This is a genomic window from Nisaea sp. (assembly GCF_017640745.1).
GTDB lineage: Bacteria > Pseudomonadota > Alphaproteobacteria > Thalassobaculales > Thalassobaculaceae > Nisaea.
Genome location: NZ_JAEPQA010000013.1, coordinates 64,196 through 89,272, shown reverse-complemented (window position 1 = coordinate 89,272; position 25,077 = coordinate 64,196). Strand labels below are relative to the sequence as shown.

The window sequence follows — 25,077 nt, the reverse complement described above, 5'->3', positions numbered from 1 at the left end:
ACCGACAATCTGGGCTCAAATAAAAAATGATAAACGCGTCCATCTTCGCGGTGCGGGAGGTCGACAGTCCCTACGCCTGGTTGCGCCTCACCATGTCGCTGCTGATCAGCATGATCGGCGGCGTAGGACTCTGGTCCGTCGTCGTGACCCTGCCGGCGGTGGAGGCGGATTTCAACGTGGCGCGGGCCGATGCCTCTCTGCCCTATACGGTGACGATGATCGGATTTGCCGTCGGCGGGATCCTGATGGGGCGCATGGCAGACCGTTTCGGCATCATGGTGCCGCTGCGCTTCGGTGCCGTCATGCTCGCGCTCGGCTATTTGCTCTCCTCCCAGGCCGAAAGTCTCTGGCAGTTCGCGGCCCTGCAGGGGGTGCTGATCGGCATGCTCGGCAGCTCGGCCAGCTTCGGGCCGGTGATCTCCGACATCACCCACTGGTTCCAGCGCCGGCGTGGCCTCGCGGTCGCCATCGGTGCCAGCGGAAGCTATCTCGCCGGGACGGTCTGGCCGCCGGTGGTGCAGTATTTCGTTGACACCCAGGGCTGGCGCGACGCGCATATGATTATCGCGGGCATTTGCCTTTGCACTCTGCTGCCGCTCTCGACGGCGCTTCGTCAGCGCAGCCCGGAAGCGCCGGTGCCCGTTTCAGGAGCGCAGCCGGCCATGCAGCCGGTGCCGGAAGGAGACGACATTCCCCTGCGTGGACCGGTCGTTCAGGGACTGCTGCTGGTCGCGGGCCTCGCCTGCTGTGTTGCCATGGCGATGCCGCAAGTGCATATCGTCGCCTATTGCGGCGATCTCGGCTACGGCACTGCCCGCGGCGCGGAGATGCTGTCGCTGATGCTTTTCACCGGCATCGTCAGCCGACTCACCTTCGGCTGGATCGCGGACAGGATCGGTCCGCTTCGCACGCTGATGCTGTCGTCTGCCCTGCAGGGTCTGTCGCTGCTGCTCTTTCTGCCCTTCGACGGCCTCGTCTCGCTCTATTTCGTCTCCGCCCTGTTCGGATTGGCGCAGGGCGGGATCGTGCCGACCTATGCGCTCGTCGTACGCCGCGTCTTCCCTGCCGCAGAGGCAGGCACGCGGGTCGGGCTCGTGCTCTCGGCAACGCTTCTCGGCATGGCGCTTGGCGGCTGGATGTCGGGCATGATCTACGATCTGACCCTGTCCTATGACGCCGCCTTCCTCAACGGCGTCGCGTGGAACCTGCTCAATCTCGGGGTGGCGATCTTCCTCTGGCAGCAGCTCGACCGGCGCGGTCCCGCACGGGCGGCGGCTTGAGCCCTGTCCTGCGCTTCGGTGGAACAAGAGGCGACGAGGAAAAAATAAATTTTGCGTTGGCTCTGTGGAGCGGTCGCGGCCTGCCCATATTCACCGGCGGACGGGATAGCCGTTCGTAGCGGTGGATAATCTTGATGATCTGGCTGGAACTCGCCCTCGGGCTCTCGCTCTTGCTGGTCGGCGGCGAGTTTCTCGTGCGTGGTAGCGTCGGCGTCGCGACGCGCCTCGGCGTCTCGCCGCTGCTGATCGGGCTGACCCTGGTCGGGTTCGGCACCTCGATGCCGGAACTGGTGGCCAGCCTCGAGGCGGCGCTGATTGGAGCGCCCGGCATCGCCATCGGCAATATTGTCGGCTCGAACATTGCCAATATTCTTCTTATCCTCGGCGCGTCCGCCGTGATCCTTCCGATCGCGACCTCGCGAAAGTCGTTCGGACGCGACGGTTCCGTGCTGATCGCGGTCAGCCTGCTGCTGCTCGCGGTGACCCTGATGGGAGAACTCGGCCGGATCGCGGGTCTCGCGCTGATCGCTCTGCTCGCCGCCTACACGCTCTTCACCTATCGCTCTGAACGCAGGAACCACGCTTCTGACAATTCTCCGCATGCGAAAACGACCTTCGCCGACGGTCGTCCGATGACGCTGAAATTCGGCCTGCTGCTTGCGGCGGCGGGCATTGGCGGCGTGGTCTGGGGCGCGAGCCTTCTCGTCGCGGCATCCATCGATATTGCCCGCGCTGCCGGCCTCTCCGAGACGGTGATCGGGCTCACGCTGGTCGCCGTGGGGACCTCCCTGCCGGAACTCGCCACCTCGGTGACGGCGGCCATCCGCCGGCAAGGCGATGTCGCCTTCGGCAATATCGTCGGCAGCAACATCTTCAACATTCTCGGCATCGGCGGCGTGACGGCAGCGGTGACGCCGATCGAGATCCCGACGCAGATCGGCACGCTCGATATCTGGGCGATGCTCGGCGCGGCTGTTCTGCTGGTGCTGTTCGCCGTCACCAACTGGCGGGTGTCGCGCACCGAGGGCGCGATCTTCCTAGCGCTCTACGCCTTCTATCTGGCGCTGCAGTTCCACCCGGCCCTGCGCGCTGCCGTCGGCCTCGCCTGAGCGCGGCGGTCAGGCCCCTCCGGCGCCCTCCCGCTTCGCCTGCCGTGCTGGACGGATTCTTAGAAGCCAGACGAAGAGCAGGGTCAGCGCGAGCAGCATGGCGCTGGCAGGACTGGTGAGGAAGATCGTCGGGTCGCCCTCAGAGACGATCAGCGAGCGGCGCAGGAATTCCTCGAAATAGGGGCCGAGGATCACGCCCATCAGCGCCGGAACGACGGGATAGCCGAACACCCGCAGCAGGAAGGCGAGGACGCCGATCGCCAGCGCCATCCACATCTGGAAGAAGGAGAAGGAAGAGGCATAGACGCCGACCATCGAGATCATCGCGATGAAGGCGTAGAGCAGGCCGCGATTGATCTGCGAGAGCCGGAGATAGATCGGGCCGAAGGCCAGCACCGAGACGAAGACGAGGATCGAGGAGACGAAGAGCGCTGCGAACATCGGGGCGATCACGGCGAAGTTGCTGCCGAGCAGCGCCGGACCGGGGACGAGGCCGTGGATCAGCAGCACGCCGAAGATGATCGCGGTGACGGCGTCGCCCGGAATGCCCATGGTCAGCAGCGGGATCACCGCGCCGCCGCACATTGCGTTGTTGGCGGCTTCGGACGCGGCCAGGCCCTCGTAGGATCCCTTGCCGAACTTCTCCGGATGCCGCGCACCGCGCTTCGCTTCCGCATAGGCGATAAAGGAGGCCATCGAGGCGCCGCCGCCCGGCAGCATGCCGATCAGCACGCCGATGACGGAACTCTTGATGTAGGTGAAGAGGCCGACTTCCTTCAGGCGCTCGCGGCTCGGAATGAAGTCCCGGCGGCGCGGACGTTCCACGGCTGCGACCGTTTCCGCCCGGCTCATGGCGGAGGGCAGAGCCGCCTGCGCGATCAGTTCGCAGACCGCGAAGAGGCCGATCACCGCCGGCAGAAGGCCGATGCCTTCGATCAGATGATAGCTCTCGAAGTCGAAACGTCCGACCGGGACCATCGGGTCGATGCCGACCGTCGAGATCATCAGGCCGATCACCATCGCGGTCGCCGCCTTCAGCAGCGATCCGGTGGCGACGATCGTCACCGTCACGATCGCCAGCAGGACGAGGGAGAACTTGTCGGGGGTCTGGAAGAGGAGGGCAAGCTGGCTGACCGGCTGCGCCAGCGCGATCAGCACAACGGCGCCGATCAGGCCGCCGAAGGCGGAGGAGAGCGCACTCATGCCGAGCGCCTGCGGGCCTTCGCCTTTCTTCATCAGCGCATGCCCGTCGATCGTCGTGATCGCGCCGGAAGGGGCGCCGGGAATGTTCAGGGTGATGCCGGTGATCGAGCCGGAATAGATCCCGGCCATGTAGATGCCCGCCACCATCACCAGCGCGTCGGCCACGTTCATGCCGAAGGTGAAGGGCAGCAGCAGGGCGATGGCGAGGGTCGCCGTCAGGCCCGGAATGGCACCGAAGACCAGGCCGAGGAGGAAGCCGCCGATCAGGTGCAGGAAGGTGACTGGCAGGGCGAGGGAAAGGAAACCGTCGGCGAGTTGCGCGAGCATCTCAGAACTCCCAGACAGGCAGATAGAGGCCGAAGACCTGGACGAAGAAGAGCCAGCCGAACAGCGTCACGCAGAACGCCACGATGGCTGCCGTCAGAGCGGAGGAGCCCCAGGCGCCGCTGCGTTCGAAATTGAAGAAGAGCGCGATGAGGAACGTGTAGACGAAGCCCGCGACCAGATAGCCGAGATAGAAGAAACCGACGATGAAGAGCGCGGTCAGGCCGATCGCGATGGCGGGGCCGACGAGGCGCAGGTTTGGAACATGGTCCGAGACGGCGTCGTCCGCTCGGGACGTTGCTTCTGCGCGGATCTCCGTGAAGAGAATGCGCGCGCAGGCGAGATAGAGGAAAGCACAGAGGATCGTGGGGAAAAATGCCGGACCCGGCTCGCCGGTGGCGAAGGGGCGGTCCATCTGCAGCACCTGGCTGGCATAGACGGTATTCAGCGCGGCGAGCGCCAGGGCAAACAGCACCTGGCCGCTCATGAACCTGGTCATCTTCATGCGTCTTCCCCTGCGCGTGCCGGAACATGCGCCGGGCCCGGATCGAACCGGGCCCGGCGTCTGAAGTTTATTTGCTGAGGAGGCCGGCCGCGACCAACTCGTCGATCAGCTTGAAGGCCTTCGCCTGGGACGCCTTGACGTAGGCGGCCGTCTGCTCGGCATTCATCCAGACCGCACCCATGCCGGTATCGGCGGCCGCTTTCTGGAATTCGGGCATGCCGAACACCTTGGCGAAGGCGGCCTCAAGTGCCGCGCGCTGCGCCGGATCGACCTCGGCCTGGGTCGCGATCAGGCGGAAGCTGCCCCAGACCACGTCGAAGCCCTGCTCCTTGAAGGTCGGCACGTCCGGGAAAAGCTCGGAGCGTTCGTCGGACATCACGCCGAGCACCCGGGCCTGGCCCGACTGCACCGCGGAGAAGGCGGCGGAGAGGCTGGTGGAAGCGGCGTCCGTCTCACCCGACAGCAGGGCCTCGCGCTGCGGGCCCGAGCCCTTCGGATAGGGCACGTGCTGCACCTCGATGCCTGCCTGCTGGGCGAAGTCGATCGCCGGCAGGTGCCAGACACCGCCGGTCCCGACATTCGCGATCTTCAGCGTGCCCGGCGCCGCCTTGGCAGCCGCGACGAACTCGGCGAGGTCCTTCCACGGGGAGTCGGCCTTCACGATGAGCGCGGTCGGATGCACCGTGACGGAGCCGAGATAGGCGAGCTGCTCGGTATCGTAGCCCGGAACCAGCTTGTAGTAGGGAACGGTGATCACGCTGTCCCAGGTGAGCGAGCCGATGGTGTAGCCGTCGGGACGGGACTTCATCAGGCGCAGGGTGCCGACGCCGCTCTGGGCGCCGGTCACGTTCTGGGTGTTGATGCCGACGCCGAGCTGCTTCTCGGCGAAGCTCATGAAGGTCCGCATGACCGTGTCGGTGCCGCCGCCGGCGCTCCACGGCATGATGTGCATGATATCCTTGCTCGGATAATCGGCGGCCTTGGCGGGGCCGGTCAGCGGAAGGGCCAGAACGGCCGCGGCGACGAGTGTCTTAGACAGTTTTCCGAAGAGCTTCATAGCTGTCCTCTCTGTTTGGGGGGGAAGGGAGCGCGGGGCGCGTTGCCTCGCGCCCTTCGTCGTTGTGGGATAGGTGGGGTCAGGAGAAGTAAGGCAGGTTCTTCGACTTGGCGGCGCGGACCCAGGACGGGACGAAGGGAACGATCTTGTCCTGTGACGGCACCATGATCTCGATGAAGCTGGCGCCCTGGTGGGAAAGGGCCTCGCGAAGGACCGGTTCGATTTCGGCCTCGGAGGTGATCCGGGCGGTCCTGAAGCCGAAACCTTCCGCGACCTTGATGTAGTCGACCGCGCCGAAATCCGTCGACCAGGGCTCGTCCACGTCGTCGAGCAGGATGGCCTCGCCGCGGATCCAGCCGTAATTGTCGTTCCTTGTCAGGATGACCGTGTGGTTCTTGCCGCTGCGCTTGATGGTCTCGAAATCGCCGAGCACGAAGGCGAGCGAGCCGTCGCCGGTAAAGGAGATCACCGGGCCGTCGTTGGCGAAGGAGGCGCCGATCCCGGCGGGCACCGAATAGCCGAGCGCACCCATCGAATAGTTCGTGATGTAGCCCCGCCCGGCCTGTTTCAGGGAGAGCAGAGCGGAAGGATAGATCGCGCTGACGCCCGGTTCCGCCGTCACGATCGCGTCCGGAGGCAGGATGGCGTCGAGCACCTGGGTCAGCTTCACCGGGGAGATGGTGCCCTCCGGCATCGGGATGTTGGAGTTGAACACATTGTCGATCGCCGTCCTCTTGATCTGGGTGAGATCGAGCGTTTCGCGCTTCAGGCCCGGATGCTCTGCGCGGATCAGCTCGACCATGTATTCGAGCGTCGCCCGCGCGTCGCCGACGAGGCCCACCTTCAGCGGGAAGTTGTTCCCGACATGGGCTTCGGCGATGTCTAGATGGAGGAAGGTCTTGGTCTTCGGGTCGCCGTAGAGCTTCCAGTGGTCTGTCGAGCTGGAATCGGTGTTGGTGCCGACGAATAAGACCGTGTCGGCGCTGTTCACATAGGCGTTCGAATAGTCCATCCCGCCGCGCGCGCCGATGACGCGGAGCGACAGCGGATGGGTCTCCGCGATGGTGCCCTTGCCGGGGGTCGTCGTGGCGACCGGGATCTGCAGCAGTTCGGCAAGCTCGACGAGAATCTCCGAAGCGCGCGAAATCAGCGCGCCCTGGCCGCAGACGATGACCGGCTTCTCGGCGGCGAGCAGGATCTCGATGGCCCGGCGGATCTTGGAATGATCGGCGACCGGGCGGTGCGCCGGATAGTGGCTGTACTCCGCCTCGGCATAGAGATCGTCGATCTCGGCCTCGTCGTGGAAGATGTTGATTGGTACCCGGATATGGACCGGGGCGGGCCGCCCGGAGGTCGCCACGCGGAAGGCCCGGCGCAGCATGAAGGGTATGTCCTTCACGCTGGTCAGGTGGAAGGATTCCTTGCAGATGCTGTCATAGAGCGCGGTCTGGTCGACACCCGTCAGCCCGTGCTTCTTGTCCTGGTTCACCGGGATGTCGGAGCTGAAATAGATCACCGGCACCGAGCTCAGATAGGCCTCGGTCAGCCCTGGCGTGCAGTGGGTGACGCCGGGGCTCGGCGCCTCGAGGACGCAGGGGCGGCCGGTGATCTTGGCATAGGCCTCGGCGGCGAAGGAGGCGGTCCGCTCGTCCCGCGTCAGGACGAATTCGATGTTCGAATGGCGGCGCCATTCCTTGTACCAGCCGATCGTCGTCTCGCCGGGGAGACCGAAGACGTGCGATACGCCGTGGAGCTCCAGCATCTTCAGGATGACCTGAGCGCCGTTCATCTTACTTCCCACCGGAGGGGCTCCTTGTCAGGGCTGCAGAATAGAATTCAAAGCTGTATACAGAGTGATGCACAGCGCTAAATACGAATCAATTGTTTTCTCGGAAACATTCTCTAGAGTGGCTGAGACTGATGCCGCGTAACCGACAGGCCATTGAAAAGATGACAAAAACCGAAGGAACGGTGGAACGGACCTACCGGAAGCTGAAGGAAATGGCGACGAACTACGCGTTCAAACCGGAAGCGCGGCTGAACGAAAGCGAACTCGCCAAACAGTTGGAGACCAGCCGGACGCCGCTCCGCGAGGCGCTGAACCGGCTCGTGGCCGAGGGTTTCCTGACCTCGCGGAGCGGCCAGGGCTTCTTCTGCCGGTCGCTGACTCCGGCGGAGATTATGGATCTCTACGAGGCAAGGGGCGCGATCGAGTGCGAGGCGGTGAAGCTCGCGGCGCTCCGGGCGGATCCGGCCGCCGTGCTGGAGCTGGAGAAGTTCCTGGAGCAGTCGCGCTCGGATTACCGGCCCGGGACGCCGCCCGAAATCCTGGTCAAGCTGGACGAGGAGTTTCATCTCCGCCTCACGGCGCTTTCCGGCAATGCCGAGATGGTGCGGATGTTGGAGAACATGAACGGGCGCATTCACTATGTGCGTCTGATCGACCTGAAAGCGCTCTCCGAGCGCGATGGCCCGGATGTCGTCACAACCGATCCGCACAAACGGATTCTCGACGCGGTCAAAAGACGGGATCCGGACGCCGCGCAAGAGGCAATGCGCAGCCATATCGAACGCCGTCTTGAGGCGATCACCCAGACCGTCCGCAGCGCCTTCGCGCAGCTCTATGCACCCTGAACGGGAGACGTCACCTGATGAAGAGTTTCAATCTCGCCGACCTTTCGCCGGCGGATGCCTACAAGCTGATGCGCAATGTCGTCACGCCGCGGCCGATCGCGCTGGTGACGACGATTGACGAGGAGGGTGTAGTGAACGCCGCGCCGTTCTCCTTCTTCAACGCCATCGCCTTCGATCCCTGCATGGTCGTGCTCGGCCTGGAGGCGCGGCCCGACGGCTCGCCGAAGGACACCTCGCGGAACATCCGCACGACACGGGAGTTCGTCGTGAACATGGTCGACCGGGCGATGGCGGAACAGATGAACCTCTGTTCGACGCCGTTGCCGCACGGTGAGTCGGAGATCCCGCTCGCCGGGTTCACCACGACTCCCTCCGAGCAGGTTGCGCCGCCGCGCATCGCCGAGGCGCCGGCCATCCTCGAATGCACCCGGCACACGACGCTCGAACTCGGCAACCGGCGCGAGATCGTGGTCGGTGAGGTGCGGGCCATCGCGGTCCGCGACGATCTGCTGCTGAACGAGGAGAAACTCCATATCGACCATGTGGGGCTCGACACGATCGCCCGGCTCGGCGCGAATTTCTATGCGACCAGCCGCGATACCTTCGAGATGGTGCGTCCGGACGGGCGATAGGTCCGGCGGCTCCGCGGCGTGTCAGGAGAGGCCTAGATCTTCCGGTGGCCGGCCGGAAAGCCTAAGGTCGTGCGCTCGTGACAAGAGAGCCTCGAATTGGCGGGTGTATCGTCCGCTGTCGAACAGCGGGCTTGTCGTCTTCTGTTGCTCTAACTTGCGCTTCGTTTCTCCAAGGCGCTCGCTGTCGCGCGCCAAGTTCAGGGCGAGCGCCGCGTACTCCTCCGCACTCTGCGTGATCAGTTCCGGCATGCCGAGGGCATTCAGGAGGCTCGCGGCCATGCGGGCGGGATAGCTTTTCCCGATCCTGGTCAGAACCGGCAGCCCGGCCCAGAGCGCGTTCCCCGCCGTAGCCCCCGCATTGTAGCTGAACGTGTCCAGATAGAGATCGGCCAACTGGAACTGTGCCAGGTAGCGCGCATGCGAGGTCGGCTGCGCGAAGACGACCCTTTCCTGCGGACCGCCGAGCCGCGCGATCCCGGCCCTCAGGTTCGCCTCGACCCAGGGATTGGAAGCCAGCAGCCAGAGAACGCCATTCTCGATCTGGCGCAGCAGTCCGACCCAGACATCGAGGACCTCCGGCGAGATCTTGTAGCTGTTGTTGATGGCGCAGAAGACGAACGCCTCTTCCGGAAGGCCGAGCTCCGCTCTTGACGGAGCGGGACCGATTTCCAGCTGGTCGTCCTGCGGCTGGCACTGGTCCGGCAGGTAGAGGATATTTTCCGTGTAGGCTGCGCGGGATGTGTCGGGGATCAGGGTGCGGTCCGCCACCAGATAGTCGATGAACGGCGCCGCCATCGTGCCCGGATATCCGAGGTAGCTGATCTGGATGGGGGCGCAGCGGCGGGCAAGGATGCCGGTGCGCGAAAGCGCGGTATAGCCCATGAGGTCGATCGCGATATCGAGCGCATCTTCCCGCGCCTGACCGGTGATGGCGCCGTCGTCCAGCTCCCGCACATCCCGGAAGGTGTCTACGGCGTTCACGATTCGCGTGCGCATCTCGTCCCGCCGGTCCGGACCGTAGGAATACGCGAGGATTTCGAACCGGTCGCGGTCATGCAGTTCGAGCACGCGTGCCAGCAGGCGGGCGACCGGGTGCTCGTTGAAATCCGCGCCGATAAATCCGACACGGATCTTGTCGCCCGGGTGCCGGTGAAAATCGGTGGCGGGATATGAGACGGTGCGCAGACCTACGGCCCAGTTCCGGGCGCGGATTTTCTGGGCTTCGGGGTCGTCGTCCGCAAACAGCAGCGAAAAGGGCGGCACTTTCCCGCTATTGCGTGCCAGCGAATCGCGGACCGTCTGAAACTCCCGTTGCCAGAAGAAATCGCAGATCTGTGCCTGCCGGTAGAGCTTGGCGGCCCGTGCAGGTGCGTTGTCCGGCTCGAGCACGAGCGCCCTTTCGTAGAGCCGGATGGCGGCCGGGATCTGTGCGTCGTCCTTGAGACTGTTGGCGAGGTTGATATACGGGTCCGCATAGTCCGGCTGCAGGGTCTGCGCGCGTTGAAAGGCCCTTGCAGCCCCGGTGTTCTCGCCCAGTTCGTCGAGGGCAACGCCGAGATTGTTCTGGCTGGACGGGACCTCCGGCTTGAGGTCGACCGCCTTGCGGAAACCCTTGGAGGCCTCCGCGAAATTACCTAGTGCCTGATATGCGGCGGCAACGGCATTCCAGAGCGCGGCGGAGTTGGGGAGAATGTCCTTCAGGGCGTTCCCCTGCCGGACGAGATCTTCGAACGCGCTATTGTCATAGAGTGCGATCACGTTGTTCAGAAGTCGCGAGACCGCCCTCAAGGCCTCGCCGTTCGTCGGATCGTCCCGAAGGATATCGCGATATATGCGGCAGGCTTCCACGCTCTGACCCTGCGATTCCAGAGCCGCGGCGCGGGCAAAGGCCTGATCGAGGGGAGGCAATGACATCCGGTTGTTTTCTTTCGCTGCTTTCGGCTGGCGTGGTCGGCGGGTCAACGTTAACGTCGGCGCAATTTTCAAGATACCGTCACGGTGTCGAAAATATCCCCGTGCCAATGCCTTCGTGGGAACGCACGGTTCAGAGATGCTGGTCCGAAACGCAACCGCGCCCATATGGGCTATCGGAGGACCGAAAATGACAGATACACGTATCGAAACAGACACGATGGGCGAGATGCCCGTGCCCGCGGACCGCTATTGGGGCGCCCAGACCCAGCGTTCGCTGCAGAATTTCAGGATCGGCGGGGAGCGCGTGCCGGCGGCGCTGATCCGCGCCTTCGCGATCCAGAAGAAGGCGGCGGCGCTGGCCAACATGGCGCTTGGCAAGCTCGATCCGGGGTTGGGCAAGGCCATGGCGGCGGCGGCGGACGAGATTGCCCAGGGCAAGCTCGACGACCACTTCCCGCTGGTCGTCTGGCAGACTGGCTCCGGCACCCAGACCAACATGAACCTGAACGAGGTGATCTCGAACCGGGCCATAGAGATCCTCGGCGGCACCATCGGCAGCAAGGCGCCGGTGCATCCGAACGATCACGTCAATATGGGGCAGAGCTCCAACGACAGCTTCCCGACGGCGATGTCGATCGCGGCGGTGCTGGAAATCGAGCGGGACCTGCTCCCGGCGCTGGCGGAATTCCATGCGGCGCTGACGGCGAAGCAGGAGGAGTTCGCCGCCATCGTGAAGATCGGCCGCACGCATCTGCAGGACGCGACGCCGGTCACGCTCGGGCAGGAATTCTCCGGCTATGCGCGGCAGATCGAGCTCGGGATCGAGCGGGTGAAAGGCGCGCTGCCCAGGCTGCGCGAACTGGCGCAGGGCGGTACCGCCGTTGGCACCGGGCTGAACGCCGCACCGGGCTTCGCGGAAAGCTTCGTCGAGCAGGTGCGCGAGATCACTGGCATTCCTTTCGCCAGCGCGGTGAACAAGTTCGAGGCGCTGGCCGCGCATGACGCGCTGGTCGAGATGTCCGGCTGCCTCAACGTGCTGGCGGCGAGCTGCATGAAGATCGCCAACGACATCCGGATGCTCGGCAGCGGACCGCGGAGCGGGCTCGGCGAGCTGCAGCTTCCGGCGAACGAGCCCGGCTCCTCGATCATGCCGGGCAAGGTGAACCCGACCCAGTCCGAGTCGCTGACCCAGGTCGCGGCCCAGGTGATCGGCAACCACGTCACCATCACCACGGCGGGTGCGACCGGACATTTCGAGCTGAACGTCTTCAAGCCGGTGATGATCTATAACCTGCTGCAGTCGATCCGCCTGCTGGCGGACGGCACCCGGAGCTTCACCGAGAACTGCGTCACAGGCATCGAGGCCAACGAGGACCGGATCAGGCAGCTGATGGAGCAGTCCCTGATGCTGGTGACGGCGCTCAATCCGCATATCGGCTACGACAAGGCGGCGCAGATCGCGAAGAAAGCGTTCGCCGAGGGGACCAGCCTGAAGGAAGCGGCTCTTGCGCTTGGCTACCTGACGGAAGCGCAATATGACGAATGGGTGCGCCCCGAGAACATGGTCGGAGAACGGTGATGCGGCTGTCGGACTGCCATAATTTCCAGGATTTCCGGAAGCTGGCGAAGCGGCGGCTTCCCGGCCCGATCTTCAACTACATCGACGGCGCCGCCGACGACGAGGTGACCTACCGGCGCAACACGGAGAGCTTCGAGCGCTGCGACCTGGTGCCGAACATCCTGCGCGGCGTGGCAGATGTAGACATGTCGGTGACCGTGATGGGGCAGAAGCTGGCGATGCCGATCTACTGCTCGCCGACCGCCCTGCAGCGGCTCTTCCACCATGACGGAGAGCGCGCGGTGGCAGCGGCGGCGGCGAAGTTCGGCACCATGTTCGGGGTCTCCTCCCTCGGCACGGTCAGCCTCGAGGAACTGCGCCGCAAACACGATAACCCGCAATGCTACCAGTTCTACTTCCACAGGGACCGGGGCCTCAACAGGGCGATGATGGAGCGCGCCAAGGAGGCCGGCGTCCAGGTGATGATGCTCACGGTCGACAGCATCACCGGCGGCAACCGGGAGCGCGACTTGCGCACCGGGTTCTCCATTCCGTTCCGCCTGACGCTCGGCGGCATGCTGCAATTCGCGATCAAGCCGCTCTGGGGCATCAATTACGTCACGCACGAGAAGTTCGCCCTGCCGCAGCTCGACGAGCATGTCGACATGAGCGGCGGCGCGATGTCGATCGGGCGCTATTTCACCGAGATGCTCGACCCGTCCATGACCTGGGACGACGTGGCCAAGATGGTCGAACTCTGGGACGGGCAGTTCTGCCTGAAGGGCGTGATGTCGGTGGAGGATGCGAAGCGGGCGGTGGAGATCGGCTGCACGGGCATCGTGATCTCCAACCATGGCGGCCGCCAGCTCGACGGCTCGCGCTCCTCCTTCGACCAGCTCGGCGCGATCGTCGATGCCGTCGGCGACAGGATCGACGTCATCATGGACAGCGGCATCCAGCGCGGCACCCACGTGCTGAAGGCGCTCTCGATGGGCGCCAAGGCGGTCGGCGGCGGGCGGTTCTATCTCTATCCGCTGGCGGCGGCCGGGCAGGCCGGGGTCGAGCGCGCTCTGACCCTGATGCGGACGGAAATCGAGCGTGACATGCGCCTGATGGGGGTCAGCAGCGTGGCGGAACTGTCGCGGAAGAACCTCGCCTTCCGCTGAGGCAAATCGTCAGTCCGGAATGACCGCGGTCGCCTCGATCTCGATCTTGGCTTCGTCTTCCACCAGGGCGGATACGACCACCATCGCCATCGCCGGGAAATGATAGCCGAGGACCCGGCGGTAGGCCTCGCCGACCGCACGCTGGTTGGCGAGATAGTCCTGCTTGTCGGTAACGTACCAGGTGAGGCGGACCAGATGCTCCGGCTTTCCGCCGGCGGCCTCAAGCACGGCGCGGATATTGAGCAGCGCCTGCTCCATCTGGCCGATGAAATCCTTCGCCTCGAAGACCTGCTTCTCGTTCCAGCCGATCTGCCCGCCGATGAAAAGCGAGGCGCCGCGCGCGAGGATGCCGTTGGCATAGCCTTTGGGCTGGACCCAGCCTTCCGGCTGCACGTTGATATGGCTCATCGGATCTCCTCCGGGCGGGCGCGTTGCGTCTCGTTGCGTTTCTGCCCTGCATCATAAGGGCAGGGCGCGCCGCGCTCCAGATATATTTCAAGTTTGAAATTTAAAGCTTGAAACATTTATGACGGAATGAAATCCTTTGTCCCGGTCGACCGAACTCGGCGGAGCCATATCCATGAAGATCGCATGCCTCGGCGGCGGGCCCGCGGGCCTCTATTTCGCCATCTCGATGAAGCTGAAGGATCCGGCGCACGAGATCACCGTGATCGAGCGCAACCGCGCCGACGACACGTTCGGCTGGGGCGTGGTGCTCTCGGACGAGACGCTCGACAACCTGAAGGCCAACGACCCGGTCAGTGCCGAGGCGATCCGCGCGCATTTCGCCTATTGGGACGACATCGCCGTGCATTACCGCGGCACCTGCACGACCTCCTCGGGCCACGGCTTCTGCGGCATTGGCCGGATGAAGCTGCTGCTCCTCTTGCAGGAGCGCGCCCGCGAGCTCGGCATCGAGATGCGTTTCGAGACCGAGGTCGAGAGTGCCGCGGTCTACATGAAGGACTACGACCTCGTCGTTGCCGCCGACGGGCTGAACTCGAAGACCCGCACCGAATTCGCCGGGAGCTTCCGGCCGGAAATCGACGTCCGGGCCTGCAAGTTCGTCTGGCTCGGCACGCACCAGAAGTTCGACGACGCCTTCACCTTCATCTTCGAGGAGACGGATAAGGGCTGGGTCTGGGCGCACGCCTACCAGTTCGACGACGAGACCGCGACCTTCATCGTCGAGTGTTCCGAGGAGACCTGGAACGCATACGGTTTCGGCGAGATGACGCAGGACGAGAGCATCGCGGCCTGCGAGGAGATCTTCCGCGACCATCTTGGCGGTCATGCCCTGATGTCGAACGCCCGGCATCTCCGCGGCTCCGCCTGGCTGAACTTCCCGCGCGTGCTCTGCCAGAAATGGTTCCACGAGAATGTTGTCCTGCTCGGCGACGCCTCGGCGACGGCGCATTTCTCCATTGGCTCCGGCACCAAGCTCGCCTTCGAGAGCGCCATCGCGCTCGCCAACTACCTGCATTCCGAGCCGACGCTTGAAGGTGCCTTCACCCGTTACCAGGAAGAGCGCCGCGTCGAGGTGCTGCGCCTGCAGTCGGCCGCGCGGAACTCGACCGAATGGTTCGAGGAGGTGGAGCGCTACCTGACGCTCGATCCGGTGCAGTTCAACTACGCGCTGCTGACCCGCTCCCAGCGCATCAGTCACGAGAATCTCCGGCTGCGCGATCCGGATTGGCTGAAATCCGCCGAGACTTGGTTCCAGCGGCAGGCGGGTGCCGGCGCCAACGCCCCGCACCGGGCGCCGATGTTCGCGCCGTTCAAACTCCGTGACATGAGCCTCGCCAACCGCGTCGTCGTCTCGCCGATGGCGCAGTACAAGGCGGTCGACGGCTGCCCGACGGACTGGCATTTCGCCCACTACGCCGAGCGCGCCAAGGGCGGTGCGGGCCTCGTCTATATCGAGATGACCTGTGTTTCGCCCGAGGGACGGATCACGCCCGGCTGTCCCGGTCTCTACGCACCGGAGCACGAGGCGGCCTGGCGGCGGCTGACCGATTTCGTCCATGCCGAGACCGAGGCGAAAATCTGCGCCCAGATCGGCCATTCCGGCCGCAAGGGCTCGACCCAGCTCGGCTGGCAGGAGATGGACGCGCCGCTGGAGAAGGGTAACTGGCCGCTGCTCTCCGCCTCCGCCATCCCCTGGTCGCCGAAGAACGCAACGCCGAAAGCCATGGACCGGGCCGACATGGACCGTGTGCGAGAGGAATTCGTTGCCGCGACGGCGATGGCAGCGCGGGCCGGCTTCGACATGGTCGAGCTGCATGCCGCCCATGGCTATCTGATCTCCTCCTTCATCTCGCCGCTCTCGAACCGCCGGACGGACGAATATGGCGGCGATCTCGGCAACCGGATGCGCTACCCGCTGGAGATCTTCTACGCCATGCGTGCCGTTTGGCCGGACGAAAAGCCGATGTCGGTCCGCATTTCGGCGAACGACTGGGCGGGCGATGACGGGGTGACGCCGGAAGAGGCGGTCGAGATCGCGCGGCTCTTCGCAGCTGCCGGGGTCGATATCGTCGATGTCTCGGCGGGCCAGACCTCGATCGAGGCGAAGCCGGTCTATGGCCGCATGTTCCAGACTCCCTTCTCCGACCGGATCCGCAACGAGGCGGGGGTCGCAACCATGGCGGTCGGCAATATCTACGAGCCGGACCATGTGAATTCGATCCTGCTCGCGGGACGGGCGGATCTTGTTTGCCTCGCCCGACCGCATCTCGCCGATCCTTACTGGACGCTGCACGCGGCGGCGGCACATGGCGACCGCGGCGTCTCCTGGCCGGCGCCCTATCATGCCGGACGCGACCAGCTCTACCGCCTTGCCGAGCGGGCTCAGGCGACGGAGATCCGGGTATGAGCCTCGAAGGCAAGACCGCGCTCATCACCGGCGGAGGCAGCGGTGTCGGTGCCGACATGGCGGTGCGTTTCGCCGAGGCGGGTGCCCGCGTGGTCATTGCCGGGCGGCGGATCGACGCGCTGGAGGCGCTTGCCGGGCGGCATCGCGCGATCTCGCCTTGCGCGGCGGATGTGACGGACGAGCAATCCGTGGCGGATCTGTTCAGGGCGGCGGGCCCGGTCGATATCGTCATCGCGAATGCTGGCATGGCCGAGAGTGCGCCCTTCGTGAAGACCAGCCTTGAGGAGTGGAACCGGCATCTCGCGGTCAATTTGACCGGCGTCTTCCTGACCCTTCGCGCCGGGCTGCAGCAGATGAAGGGGCGGGACTGGGGCCGGCTGATCGCCGTCGCCTCGACCGCTGGCCTGAAAGGCTATCCCTATGTCGCGGCCTATACGGCGGCCAAGCACGGAGTCGTCGGTCTCGTCCGCTCCGTCGCCCTTGAGGTCGCGCGCAGCGGCGTCACCGCCAACGCGCTCTGCCCCGGCTTCCTCGATACCGAGATGACGGAGCGCAGCGTCGCCAACATCGTCGAGAAGACCGGCGCCTCCCCGGACGAGGCGCGGGCCAAGCTGGCGGCGAACAATCCGCAGGGCCGCCTGATCGCGCCGGCCGAGGTCAGCGCCGCCGCGCTCTGGCTTTGCGGGGTGGGCTCGGAAGGGGTGAATGGCGAGGCGGTCTCCATCAGCGGAGGCGAGATATGAGCGAGGTCGACAGCGCCCGCAAGGCGCGGCTCCGGCTCTGGCTCGGGCTGCTGCGCACCACGCGCTTCGTCGAGAACGCGCTGCGCGAGGAGATGCGGCTCGCCTACGGCCACACCCTGCCGCGCTTCGACGTGCTTTCCGTGCTCGAACACAGCGGCACGGGCCTGCAGATGAGCGAGCTTTCGCAGCAGCTCATGGTCTCGAACGGCAACGTCACCGTCATCGTCGAACGGCTGGTGCAGGACGGACTGGTGGAACGGGTGCCGGTCGAGGGGGACAAGCGCGCGACGCTGGTCCGCCTGACCCCGCTCGGCCGGGAGACCTTCGCCCAGATGGCCGCCGCTCACGAGGGCTGGGTCGACGGGCTCCTGAAAACCATCCCGCCGGAGGACGCGGAACTCATCGCGGCCCGGCTGAAGAACATTCGCAGACAGGGAGACGGCCGATGACCGCGATGGCAGGGCTGCAGCCGAAACATTTCCTCTGGCAGGTCGAGGAAAGGATCGCGACCGTGCGGCTCGACCGTCCGGAGCGGAAGAACCCGCTCACCTTCGAGAGCTATGCCGAGTTGCGCGACACCTTCCGCGCGCTGCCCTATGCCGACGACGTCGACGCGGTGGTCTTCGCCTCGAACGGCGGGAACTTCTGCTCCGGCGGCGACGTGCACGACATCATCGGCCCGCTGATCGACATGGACATGAAGGGCCTGCTCGCCTTCACCCGGATGACCGGCGACCTCGTGAAGGCGATGATCGGCTGCGGCAAGCCGGTGATCGCGGCGGTCGACGGCATCTCGGTCGGTGCCGGCGCGATCGTCGCCATGGCCTCCGACATCCGCCTCGGCACGCCGGAGGCGAAGACCGCCTTCCTCTTCACCCGCGTCGGCCTCGCCGGCTGCGACATGGGCGCCTGCGCGATCCTGCCCCGGATCATCGGCCAGGGGCGAGCGGCGGAGCTGCTCTATACCGGGCGCTCCATGAGCGCGGAGGAAGGCCTTGCCTGGGGCTACTTCAACGCGCTGCATGACGCGGAGACGCTGGAGGAGGAGGCGATGGCCTTCGCCCGGCGGCTCGTCGCGGGACCGGTCTTCGCCCATGGCATCACCAAGACCCAGCTGAACCAGGAATGGAGCATGTCGCTCGAGCAGGCGATCGAGGCGGAAGCGCAGGCGCAGGCCATCTGCATGCAGACGAAGGACTTCGAGCGCGCCTATAAAGCCTTTGTCGCAAAGGAAAAACCTGTTTTCGAGGGCAACTGATGGCGGATACGAGCTTCCTTTCCTGGCCGTTCTTCGAGGCGAAACACCGGGAACTCGCGGAAAGACTGGCGGGCTGGTGCACAGAGCACCTGCCGGCGGATCACGGCGATGTCGATGCGGCCTGCCGCGATCTGGTCGCGGCGCTCGGCGAGGCCGGGTTCCTGAAACTGAGCGGCGCGGACGAGGGCGAGAAGCTTGATGTGCGCTCGCTCTGCATTCTCCGCGAGACGCTGGCGCGCCATGATGGGCTCGCCGACTTCGCCTTCGCCATGCAGGGGCTCGGGATGGGCGCGGTCTCGCTCTTCGGCTCCGCGGAGCAGCGGGAATGGCTGCAGAAGACCCGGGCTGGCAAGGCGATCTCCGCCTTCGCGCTGACCGAACCGGCCTCCGGCTCCGACGTCGCCAACATCACCGTGTCGGCGCGGCGCGACGGCAACCATTTCGTCCTCAATGGCGAGAAGACCTGGATCTCCAACGGCGGCATCGCCGACATCTATGTCGTTTTCGCCCGGACCGGAGAGGGACCGGGCGCCAAGGGCCTCTCCGCCTTCCTCGTGCCGGCCGACACGCCCGGTTTCGAGATTGCGGAACGGCTCGAGGTGATCGCGCCGCATCCGCTGGCGCGGCTGAAGTTCACTGAAATGCGCCTGCCGGCCGATGCGATGATCGGCGAGCCGGGGGCCGGTTTCCGCATCGCCATGTCGGTGCTCGACATCTTCCGTGCGACCGTCGGCGCCGCCGCCCTCGGTTTCGCCCGCCGGGCGCTTGACGAGAGCCTGAAACGGGCGAAGGAGCGCGAGCTTTTCGGCGCGCCGCTCGCCGAGCTGCAGATGGTGCAGGGCCATATCGCCGACATGGCGCTCGGCGTCGATGCCTCGGCGCTGCTGATCTACCGCGCCGCCTGGACCAAGGACATGGGTGCGGCGCGGGTGACCCGCGAGGCCTCGATGGCGAAGCTCCATGCGACCGAGACGGCGCAGCAGGTCATCGACCAGGCCGTCCAGCTGCATGGCGGCGACGGGGTGCGCAAGGGAACCGTCGTGGAGAGCCTCTATCGCGAGATCCGGGCGCTCCGCATCTACGAGGGGGCGAGCGACGTGCAGAAGATCGTCATCGCCCGGCAGGCACTGGGGAGCTGAGATCATGCTGGGACCGAGCGGGCATATCGATACCTTCACGCGGGACAACCTGCCGCCCGGTCCGCTGCAGCCGCATTACCTGCTCGAGGGCTTTCCCTATCCGGAATATCTCAATGTCGGCAAGGTGCTGACCGATGACATGGTTGCCAAGGGGTTCGGCGACAACGTGGCGCTGATCGGCAACGGCCGCCAGCGCACCTACAAGGAACTGACCGACTGGACCAACCGGCTCGCCCATGCGCTGGTCGAGGACTACGGCGTCAAACCGGGCAACCGGGTGCTGATCCGCTCCGCCAACAACCCGGCGCTGGTCGCTTGCTGGCTCGCCGCGACCAAGGCGGGGGCGGTCGTGGTCAACACCATGCCGATGCTGCGGTCGGGCGAGCTTGCAAAGATCGTCGACAAGGCGGAGATCGGCCTCGCGCTCTGTGACACCAGGCTGATGGACGAGCTGGTCGCCTGCGGCAAGGACAGCAGGTTCCTCAAGGCGGTGGTCGGTTTCGACGGCACCGCCAACCACGACGCGGAGCTCGACCGGATCGCCCTTGGCAAGCCGGTGCGCTTCGAGGCGGTGAAAACCGGCCGCGACGACGTCGCGCTGCTCGGCTTCACTTCCGGCACGACGGGTGCGCCGAAGGCGACCATGCATTTCCACCGCGACCTGCTGATGATCGCGGACGGCTACGCGAAGGAAGTGCTGAACGTGACGCCGGACGACGTTTTCGTCGGTTCCCCACCACTCGCCTTTACCTTCGGGCTCGGCGGGCTCGCGATCTTCCCGCTCCGCTTCGGCGCCACCGCGACCCTTCTGGAGACCGCCTCGCCGCCGAACATGATCGAGATCATCGAGACCTACAAAGCCACAATCTGCTTCACCGCGCCGACCGCCTACCGGGTCATGCTGAGGGCGATGGAAGAGGGGGCGGACCTTTCCTCGCTCCGCTGCGCGGTCTCCGCCGGCGAGACCCTGCCGGCGCCGGTCTTCGAGGAGTGGATGAAGAAGACCGGCAAGCCGATGCTCGACGGCATCGGCTCGACCGAGCTGCTGCACATTTTCATCACCAACCGCTTCGGCGACGCCCATCCGGCCTGCACCGGCAGGCCGGTCGGCGGCTACGAGGCGAAGGTGGTGGACGAGGCGATGAACGAGGTGCCGCGCGGCACGCCAGGCCGCCTCGCGGTCAAGGGCCCGACCGGCTGCCGCTATCTCGCCGACGAGCGGCAGGCGAACTACGTGCAGGACGGCTGGAATATCACCGGCGACACCTTCGTCCAGGACGAGGACGGTTATTTCCACTTCGCCGCCCGCAACGACGACATGATCGTATCCGCCGGATACAACATCGCCGGACCCGAGGTCGAGGCGGCGCTGCTCGCCCATCCCCATGTCGCGGAATGTGCGGTGGTCGGCGCGACAGACGCGGAGCGCGGGCAGATTGTCGAGGCGCATGTCGTGCTGGCAGAGGGGGTGGAGCCGTCCGACGCCGAGGCGGAACTGCTCAAGGGCCACGTCAAGGCGACGATCGCGCCATACAAATATCCGCGCTCGGTGGTCTTCACCGAGGCGCTGCCGAAGACCCAGACCGGCAAGATCCAGCGGTTCCGGCTGAAGCACTGAACCAAACCGGTGTGGGGTGTTCAGTCTCTTCCGAGCTTGTCGCCGCTCCGGCTCCGGGATGCATGAATGGCTGGCCGAGGGTGCCGGTTGCGGCTAAGAACCCATGGAGAATCTGCAGCGAGCCGCCTGATGCCTTCAGCCTATGAGTGACATCGTCGAAACGCCCTTCGGCCGATTTGCGACCGATCCGAGAGACCGTTCCGTTTCGCAGGCGCTACGCCGGCACGGTGAATACGGGAGAAGCGAACTCGAGGCACTCGAAATCTTTCTGCAGGCGGCCCGGCATGTACTGGTCCTTGGAGCGCATATCGGCGCAATGACCGTGCCGATCGCGCGGCGCGTCGAGCGGGTCACTGCGATCGAGGCCAATCCGAGAACATTTGCCCTTTTGCAGCGGAACATCGCGCTCAACGGGCTCGAGAACGTCGTTCTGCTGAACCGGGCCGTCGGCGCGGGCAGGGGCCAAATCGAATTCATCGACTACGTGAATTTCAGCGGCGGCAGCAAGGTGCTGCCGAAACACAATCTGGAGAGCTATCTCGACAAGGACGCGCAGGTCATCAGCGTCGAATGCGACACCGTGGATGCGCTCTTCCCGGACCAGAGTTTCGATCTCGTTCTGATGGATATCGAGGGCTCCGAACATGCTGCCCTGCAGGGAATGCCGAACACCCTCGCGAAGGCGGCGACACTTGGCATCGAATTCATACCGCATCACTTGCAGAACGTCTCGGATATCGATGTCGAGGAATTTCTTCGGCCTCTGTCGGCATTCGGGACGATGTACAGCCCGAGACTGAGCCGGGTCGAGCGTGGCGACAAGATCCGGGAACTCCTGCAGCAGATGTTCGAGCACGACATCAGCGACGAATGCCTGATTTTTCATAAAGGCCCCGTCATGGTCGGAAAAAAAGCGCTGTAGCGGCCGTCCAGCGATACCCATCCGTGAAATCTGCCGTTCCGTGGTGAATTTAGTTATGTTAAATAACTAATTGGAAGAGGGGCGCCCAAGCCTCCGCCAAAGACCGGTCAGATGGGGAGGAAACCATGACCTTTATCCGCGTGAGCGTGACCCGTGCGGTCGCGGCCGTTGCCGCGTTCGCCTTCGGGGTCGGGGTGGCGTCGGCCGCCGAAGTGACCCTGCGCATGCACCAGTTCCTGCCGGCGCAGGCCAATGTCCCGAAAAACATTCTTCATGTCTGGGCCGACAAGGTCGAGGCGGATTCGAACGGCCGTATCGAGATCCAGCGGTTTCCGGCGATGCAGCTCGGCGGCAAGCCGCCGGAGCTGATTGACCAGGCGATCGACGGCGTCGCCGATATCATCTGGACCGTTTCCGGCTACACGCCGGGCCGGTTCCCGCGCGCCGAGGTCTTCGAGCTTCCCTTCACCATGACCAACGCCGAGGCGACCTCGCGGGCCTATTGGGAACTCGCCCAGGAAACCATGATGGACAGCGACTTCAAGGCCTTCAAGGTCCTGGGGCTCTGGGTCCACGGTCCGGGCGTCATCCATTCCAAGTCGCCGATCACCTCGGTCGGTGACCTGAACGGTGTGAAGCTGCGCGCGCCGACGCGCGTGACCAACATGCTGTTCTCGACGCTCGGCGCCACGCCTGTCGGCATGCCGGTGCCGGCGGTGCCGGAAGCACTCTCCAAGGGCGTGATCGACGCGACCGTCATTCCGTGGGAAGTGACCGGCGCCCTGAAGGTGCCGGAACTGGTCGGCAACCACACCGAGTTCGGCGACGACGTGCTCTACACCACGACCTTCATCTTCGCGATGAACCAGGACAAGTGGGACAGCCTGCCGGACGACCTGAAAGCGGTCATCGACAAGAATTCCGGCATCGAGTTCTCCGCTTTTGCCGGGGCGCAGATGCAGCGCGACGACGCTCCGGCTCGGAAGGCTGCGGCGGACCGGGGCAACAGCATCACCACCCTGACCGCGGCGCAGGTCGCGGAATGGAAGACGGCGGCGGAGCCGGTCAAGGCCGCCTGGCTGAAGGAAATGAAGGAAAAGGGCCTCGACGGCGACGCGCTGCTCGAGAAGGCGACGGCCCTGATCAAGAAGCACACGGCGGCGCAATAGCCCCGCCGCCCCGGACCGGAGAACGGTCCGGGGCTCTCTCGCTTTCCAGGAAATTTCCGGAGCTCTCTCCATGTCCGCAATCGCGACGAGGCTCGCCCGTTTCATGGCCCTGCTCGGGGGCGCCGTGCTGCTGGCGCTGATCGCCGTCACCTGTCTCAGTGTGCTCGGACGAGGGCTGAACACCTTCGGCCACAGCGCCTTTCTGTCGGAGCTTTTCCCGGCATTGGGCGAGGCCCTGCTGGCGACCGGCGTCGCGCCCGTGACGGGAGATTTCGAGCTGGTCGAGGCGGGGATCGCATTCGCGATCTTTGCCTTTCTGCCGATCTGTCAGCTGAAGGGTGGCCATGCGACGGTCGACATTCTCTCGGATCAGTTCCCGGGCCGGGTGAACCGGTTCCTGATCGTTTTCTGGGAGGTGGCCTTCACCCTGATCGTGCTGCTGATCGCCTGGCGCCTGTTCGAGGGGTTCCAGGGCAAGCTGCGTAACGGCGAGACCACGTTCCTTCTGCAGTTCCCGATCTGGTGGGCCTACGGCGCGAGCTTCGGTGCCGCCGTCATCGCCAGCCTCATCGCCTTGTTTGTCGCCATTTCGCGCGTGGTTGCGCTGGTCTCCGGCCGCAGCCCGCTTGCCATCGGGGGGAACTGATCCGTGAGCCCGCTTGAACTCGGCTTCTGGTCCTTTCCGGTCCTGCTGATCCTGATCTTCCTGCGTGCGCCGATCGGCCTCGCGATGTTCCTCTGCGGCATCGGCGGGCTTTATCTGGCGACCGGCGGCACCGCGATGTTCATGGCGAAGCTGAAGTCGGAGACCTACACCACTTTCTCCAGCTATTCGCTGACCATCATCCCGATGTTCCTGCTGATGGGGCAGTTCGCCACCGTCTCCGGCATGTCCTCCGCCCTCTTCAAGGCGGCGGAAAGCTGGCTCGGGCACCGGCGCGGCGGCGTCGCGATGGCGGCGGTCGGCGCCTGCGCCGGGTTCGGCGCGATCTGCGGTTCCTCTCTGGCGACGGCGGCGACCATGAGCAAGGTCGCTCTGCCGGAACTGCGCCGCTACGGCTATTCCGGCGGCTTCTCGACAGCGACCCTGGCGGCGGGCGGCACGCTCGGCATCCTGATCCCGCCCTCGGTGATCCTGGTGATCTACGCCATCCTGACCGAGCAGAACATCGCCAAGCTCTTCGCCGCGGCCTTCGTGCCCGGCCTGCTGGCCGCGCTCGGCTACATGATCACCATCTCGCTCTATGTCCGCCGCCATCCGGAGGCGGCCGGCACCCGGGAGCCGGTGGAGTATGACGAGCGTTTCCGCGCGCTGCTCCATGTCTGGCCGGTGCTGCTGGTCTTCGGTCTCGTGGTCGGCGGCATCTATCTCGGCTGGTTCACCCCGACGGAGGGCGCCGCGGTCGGCGCGGCCGGGACGGCGCTCGTGGCGCTGGCGAAGGGCAGCCTCACCTGGGAGAGCCTGAAGGAAAGCATCATCACCACCGCGCAGAGCAGTGCGATGATCTTCTTCATCATCCTCGGCGCCGGGCTCTACAACAGTTTCCTCGCGCTCAGCCAGGTGCCGCAGGAGCTTTCCGCCTGGGTCGTCGGCCAGGGCCTCAGCCCCTGGGCGGTGCTGAGCCTGATCCTGGTCTTCTACCTGATCTTCGGTTGCCTGATGGACAGCCTCTCGATGATCCTGCTGACCATTCCGATCTTCTTCCCGGTGGTGAGCCAGCTCGATTTCGGCATGAGCCCTGAGCATATGGCGATCTGGTTCGGCATCCTGGTGCTGATCGTCGTCGAGGTCGGGCTGATAACCCCGCCCGTGGGGATGAACCTCTTCATCATCAACGTGATGGACCGCGAGACGCCGATCGCCGAGACCTACAAGGCGGTGCTCTGGTTCGTCACCTCCGACATACTGCGCGTGATCCTGCTGGTGCTGTTCCCCTCGATCACGCTGTTCCTGCTCACCTGACGGAGATT

At 65.1% G+C, this 25,077-nt stretch carries 22 protein-coding genes; 16 read left to right on the top strand and 6 right to left on the bottom strand.

Features of this window, described 5'->3' with window-relative positions; all coding sequences use genetic code 11:
- The first annotated feature begins 26 nt into the window (after positions 1–26).
- Both JJ959_RS10960 and JJ959_RS10955 read left to right on the top strand, forming a co-directional pair.
- Positions 27–1,280, top strand: a complete 1,254-nt coding sequence (locus tag JJ959_RS10960) for an MFS transporter (RefSeq protein WP_292883405.1) — start codon at positions 27–29, stop codon at positions 1,278–1,280.
- A gap of 134 nt (positions 1,281–1,414) precedes the next feature.
- The gene (locus JJ959_RS10955; RefSeq protein ID WP_292883402.1) at positions 1,415–2,389 is read left to right on the top strand and encodes a calcium/sodium antiporter; all 975 of its coding nucleotides are present in this window, start codon (positions 1,415–1,417) and stop codon (positions 2,387–2,389) included.
- A gap of 9 nt (positions 2,390–2,398) precedes the next feature.
- Here the strand turns inward: JJ959_RS10955 and JJ959_RS10950 are convergent, their stop codons facing one another.
- From JJ959_RS10950 to JJ959_RS10935, 4 genes are all read right to left on the bottom strand, one after another.
- Complete coding sequence (locus tag JJ959_RS10950; protein ID WP_292883399.1) at positions 2,399–3,919, bottom strand: tripartite tricarboxylate transporter permease; 1,521 nt, start codon at positions 3,917–3,919, stop codon at positions 2,399–2,401.
- A 1-nt stretch (position 3,920) separates the two neighbouring features.
- The gene (locus JJ959_RS10945; protein ID WP_292883396.1) at positions 3,921–4,421 is read right to left on the bottom strand and encodes a tripartite tricarboxylate transporter TctB family protein; all 501 of its coding nucleotides are present in this window, start codon (positions 4,419–4,421) and stop codon (positions 3,921–3,923) included.
- A gap of 67 nt (positions 4,422–4,488) precedes the next feature.
- Positions 4,489–5,478 (bottom strand): tripartite tricarboxylate transporter substrate binding protein, encoded by a 990-nt coding sequence (locus JJ959_RS10940; RefSeq protein WP_292883393.1) that lies wholly within the window; start codon positions 5,476–5,478, stop codon positions 4,489–4,491.
- A 79-nt stretch (positions 5,479–5,557) separates the two neighbouring features.
- Entirely contained in the window at positions 5,558–7,267 is a 1,710-nt protein-coding gene (locus JJ959_RS10935; RefSeq protein WP_292883391.1) for a thiamine pyrophosphate-binding protein, read from the bottom strand.
- A 161-nt stretch (positions 7,268–7,428) separates the two neighbouring features.
- Between JJ959_RS10935 and JJ959_RS10930 the strand changes: the two genes are divergently transcribed.
- On the top strand, positions 7,429–8,112 hold the full coding sequence (locus JJ959_RS10930) for a GntR family transcriptional regulator (RefSeq protein ID WP_292883389.1): 684 nt from the start codon (positions 7,429–7,431) through the stop codon (positions 8,110–8,112).
- Between the two features lie 17 nt (positions 8,113–8,129).
- Entirely contained in the window at positions 8,130–8,744 is a 615-nt protein-coding gene (locus JJ959_RS10925) for a flavin reductase family protein (RefSeq protein ID WP_292883386.1), read from the top strand.
- 21 nt (positions 8,745–8,765) lie between these two features.
- On the opposite strand, the gene JJ959_RS10920 is transcribed toward JJ959_RS10925, so the two are convergent.
- Positions 8,766–10,658 carry a hypothetical protein gene (locus tag JJ959_RS10920; protein WP_292883383.1) on the bottom strand — a complete coding sequence of 631 codons (1,893 nt, stop codon included), beginning with the start codon at positions 10,656–10,658 and terminating at the stop codon, positions 8,766–8,768.
- Positions 10,659–10,845: 187 nt separating this feature from the next.
- On the opposite strand from JJ959_RS10920, the gene fumC reads away from it, so the two are divergent.
- Together fumC and JJ959_RS10910 are read left to right on the top strand one after the other, a co-directional pair.
- The gene (gene fumC / locus JJ959_RS10915) at positions 10,846–12,237 is read left to right on the top strand and encodes a class II fumarate hydratase (RefSeq protein WP_292883380.1); all 1,392 of its coding nucleotides are present in this window, start codon (positions 10,846–10,848) and stop codon (positions 12,235–12,237) included.
- Positions 12,237–13,382 carry an alpha-hydroxy acid oxidase gene (locus JJ959_RS10910; protein ID WP_292883377.1) on the top strand — a complete coding sequence of 382 codons (1,146 nt, stop codon included), beginning with the start codon at positions 12,237–12,239 and terminating at the stop codon, positions 13,380–13,382. The genes fumC and JJ959_RS10910 overlap by 1 nt, the downstream gene beginning before the upstream one ends.
- Before the next feature lie 9 nt (positions 13,383–13,391).
- Here JJ959_RS10910 and JJ959_RS10905 read toward each other — a convergent pair whose 3' ends face one another.
- Positions 13,392–13,790, bottom strand: a complete 399-nt coding sequence (locus JJ959_RS10905) for a RidA family protein (protein WP_292883374.1) — start codon at positions 13,788–13,790, stop codon at positions 13,392–13,394.
- Between the two features lie 172 nt (positions 13,791–13,962).
- Between JJ959_RS10905 and JJ959_RS10900 the strand changes: the two genes are divergently transcribed.
- The 10 genes from JJ959_RS10900 (at position 13,963) to JJ959_RS10855 (ending at position 25,069) form a co-directional block, all read left to right on the top strand.
- Positions 13,963–16,257 carry a bifunctional salicylyl-CoA 5-hydroxylase/oxidoreductase gene (locus JJ959_RS10900; protein ID WP_292883372.1) on the top strand — a complete coding sequence of 765 codons (2,295 nt, stop codon included), beginning with the start codon at positions 13,963–13,965 and terminating at the stop codon, positions 16,255–16,257.
- On the top strand, positions 16,254–17,000 hold the full coding sequence (locus JJ959_RS10895; RefSeq protein ID WP_292883369.1) for an SDR family NAD(P)-dependent oxidoreductase: 747 nt from the start codon (positions 16,254–16,256) through the stop codon (positions 16,998–17,000). Before JJ959_RS10900 ends, JJ959_RS10895 begins: the two co-directional genes overlap by 4 nt.
- The gene (locus JJ959_RS10890; protein ID WP_292883366.1) at positions 16,997–17,449 is read left to right on the top strand and encodes a MarR family transcriptional regulator; all 453 of its coding nucleotides are present in this window, start codon (positions 16,997–16,999) and stop codon (positions 17,447–17,449) included. The genes JJ959_RS10895 and JJ959_RS10890 overlap by 4 nt, the downstream gene beginning before the upstream one ends.
- Positions 17,446–18,258 carry an enoyl-CoA hydratase family protein gene (locus JJ959_RS10885; protein WP_292883363.1) on the top strand — a complete coding sequence of 271 codons (813 nt, stop codon included), beginning with the start codon at positions 17,446–17,448 and terminating at the stop codon, positions 18,256–18,258. Before JJ959_RS10890 ends, JJ959_RS10885 begins: the two co-directional genes overlap by 4 nt.
- On the top strand, positions 18,258–19,397 hold the full coding sequence (locus tag JJ959_RS10880) for an acyl-CoA dehydrogenase family protein (RefSeq protein WP_292883361.1): 1,140 nt from the start codon (positions 18,258–18,260) through the stop codon (positions 19,395–19,397). The genes JJ959_RS10885 and JJ959_RS10880 overlap by 1 nt, the downstream gene beginning before the upstream one ends.
- A 4-nt stretch (positions 19,398–19,401) precedes the next feature.
- A complete protein-coding gene (locus JJ959_RS10875; protein ID WP_292883358.1) occupies positions 19,402–21,015 on the top strand; it encodes an AMP-binding protein in 1,614 nt (537 codons plus the stop codon).
- Positions 21,016–21,157: 142 nt separating this feature from the next.
- A complete protein-coding gene (locus tag JJ959_RS10870) occupies positions 21,158–21,937 on the top strand; it encodes an FkbM family methyltransferase (RefSeq protein WP_292883356.1) in 780 nt (259 codons plus the stop codon).
- Positions 21,938–22,062: 125 nt separating this feature from the next.
- The gene (locus JJ959_RS10865) at positions 22,063–23,106 is read left to right on the top strand and encodes a TRAP transporter substrate-binding protein (RefSeq protein WP_292883353.1); all 1,044 of its coding nucleotides are present in this window, start codon (positions 22,063–22,065) and stop codon (positions 23,104–23,106) included.
- A gap of 70 nt (positions 23,107–23,176) precedes the next feature.
- Complete coding sequence (locus JJ959_RS10860; RefSeq protein WP_292883350.1) at positions 23,177–23,752, top strand: TRAP transporter small permease; 576 nt, start codon at positions 23,177–23,179, stop codon at positions 23,750–23,752.
- 3 nt (positions 23,753–23,755) lie between these two features.
- Positions 23,756–25,069, top strand: coding sequence for a TRAP transporter large permease (locus JJ959_RS10855; RefSeq protein ID WP_292883347.1), 1,314 nt, complete (start codon positions 23,756–23,758; stop codon positions 25,067–25,069).
- The last annotated feature ends 8 nt before the right edge of the window (positions 25,070–25,077 follow it).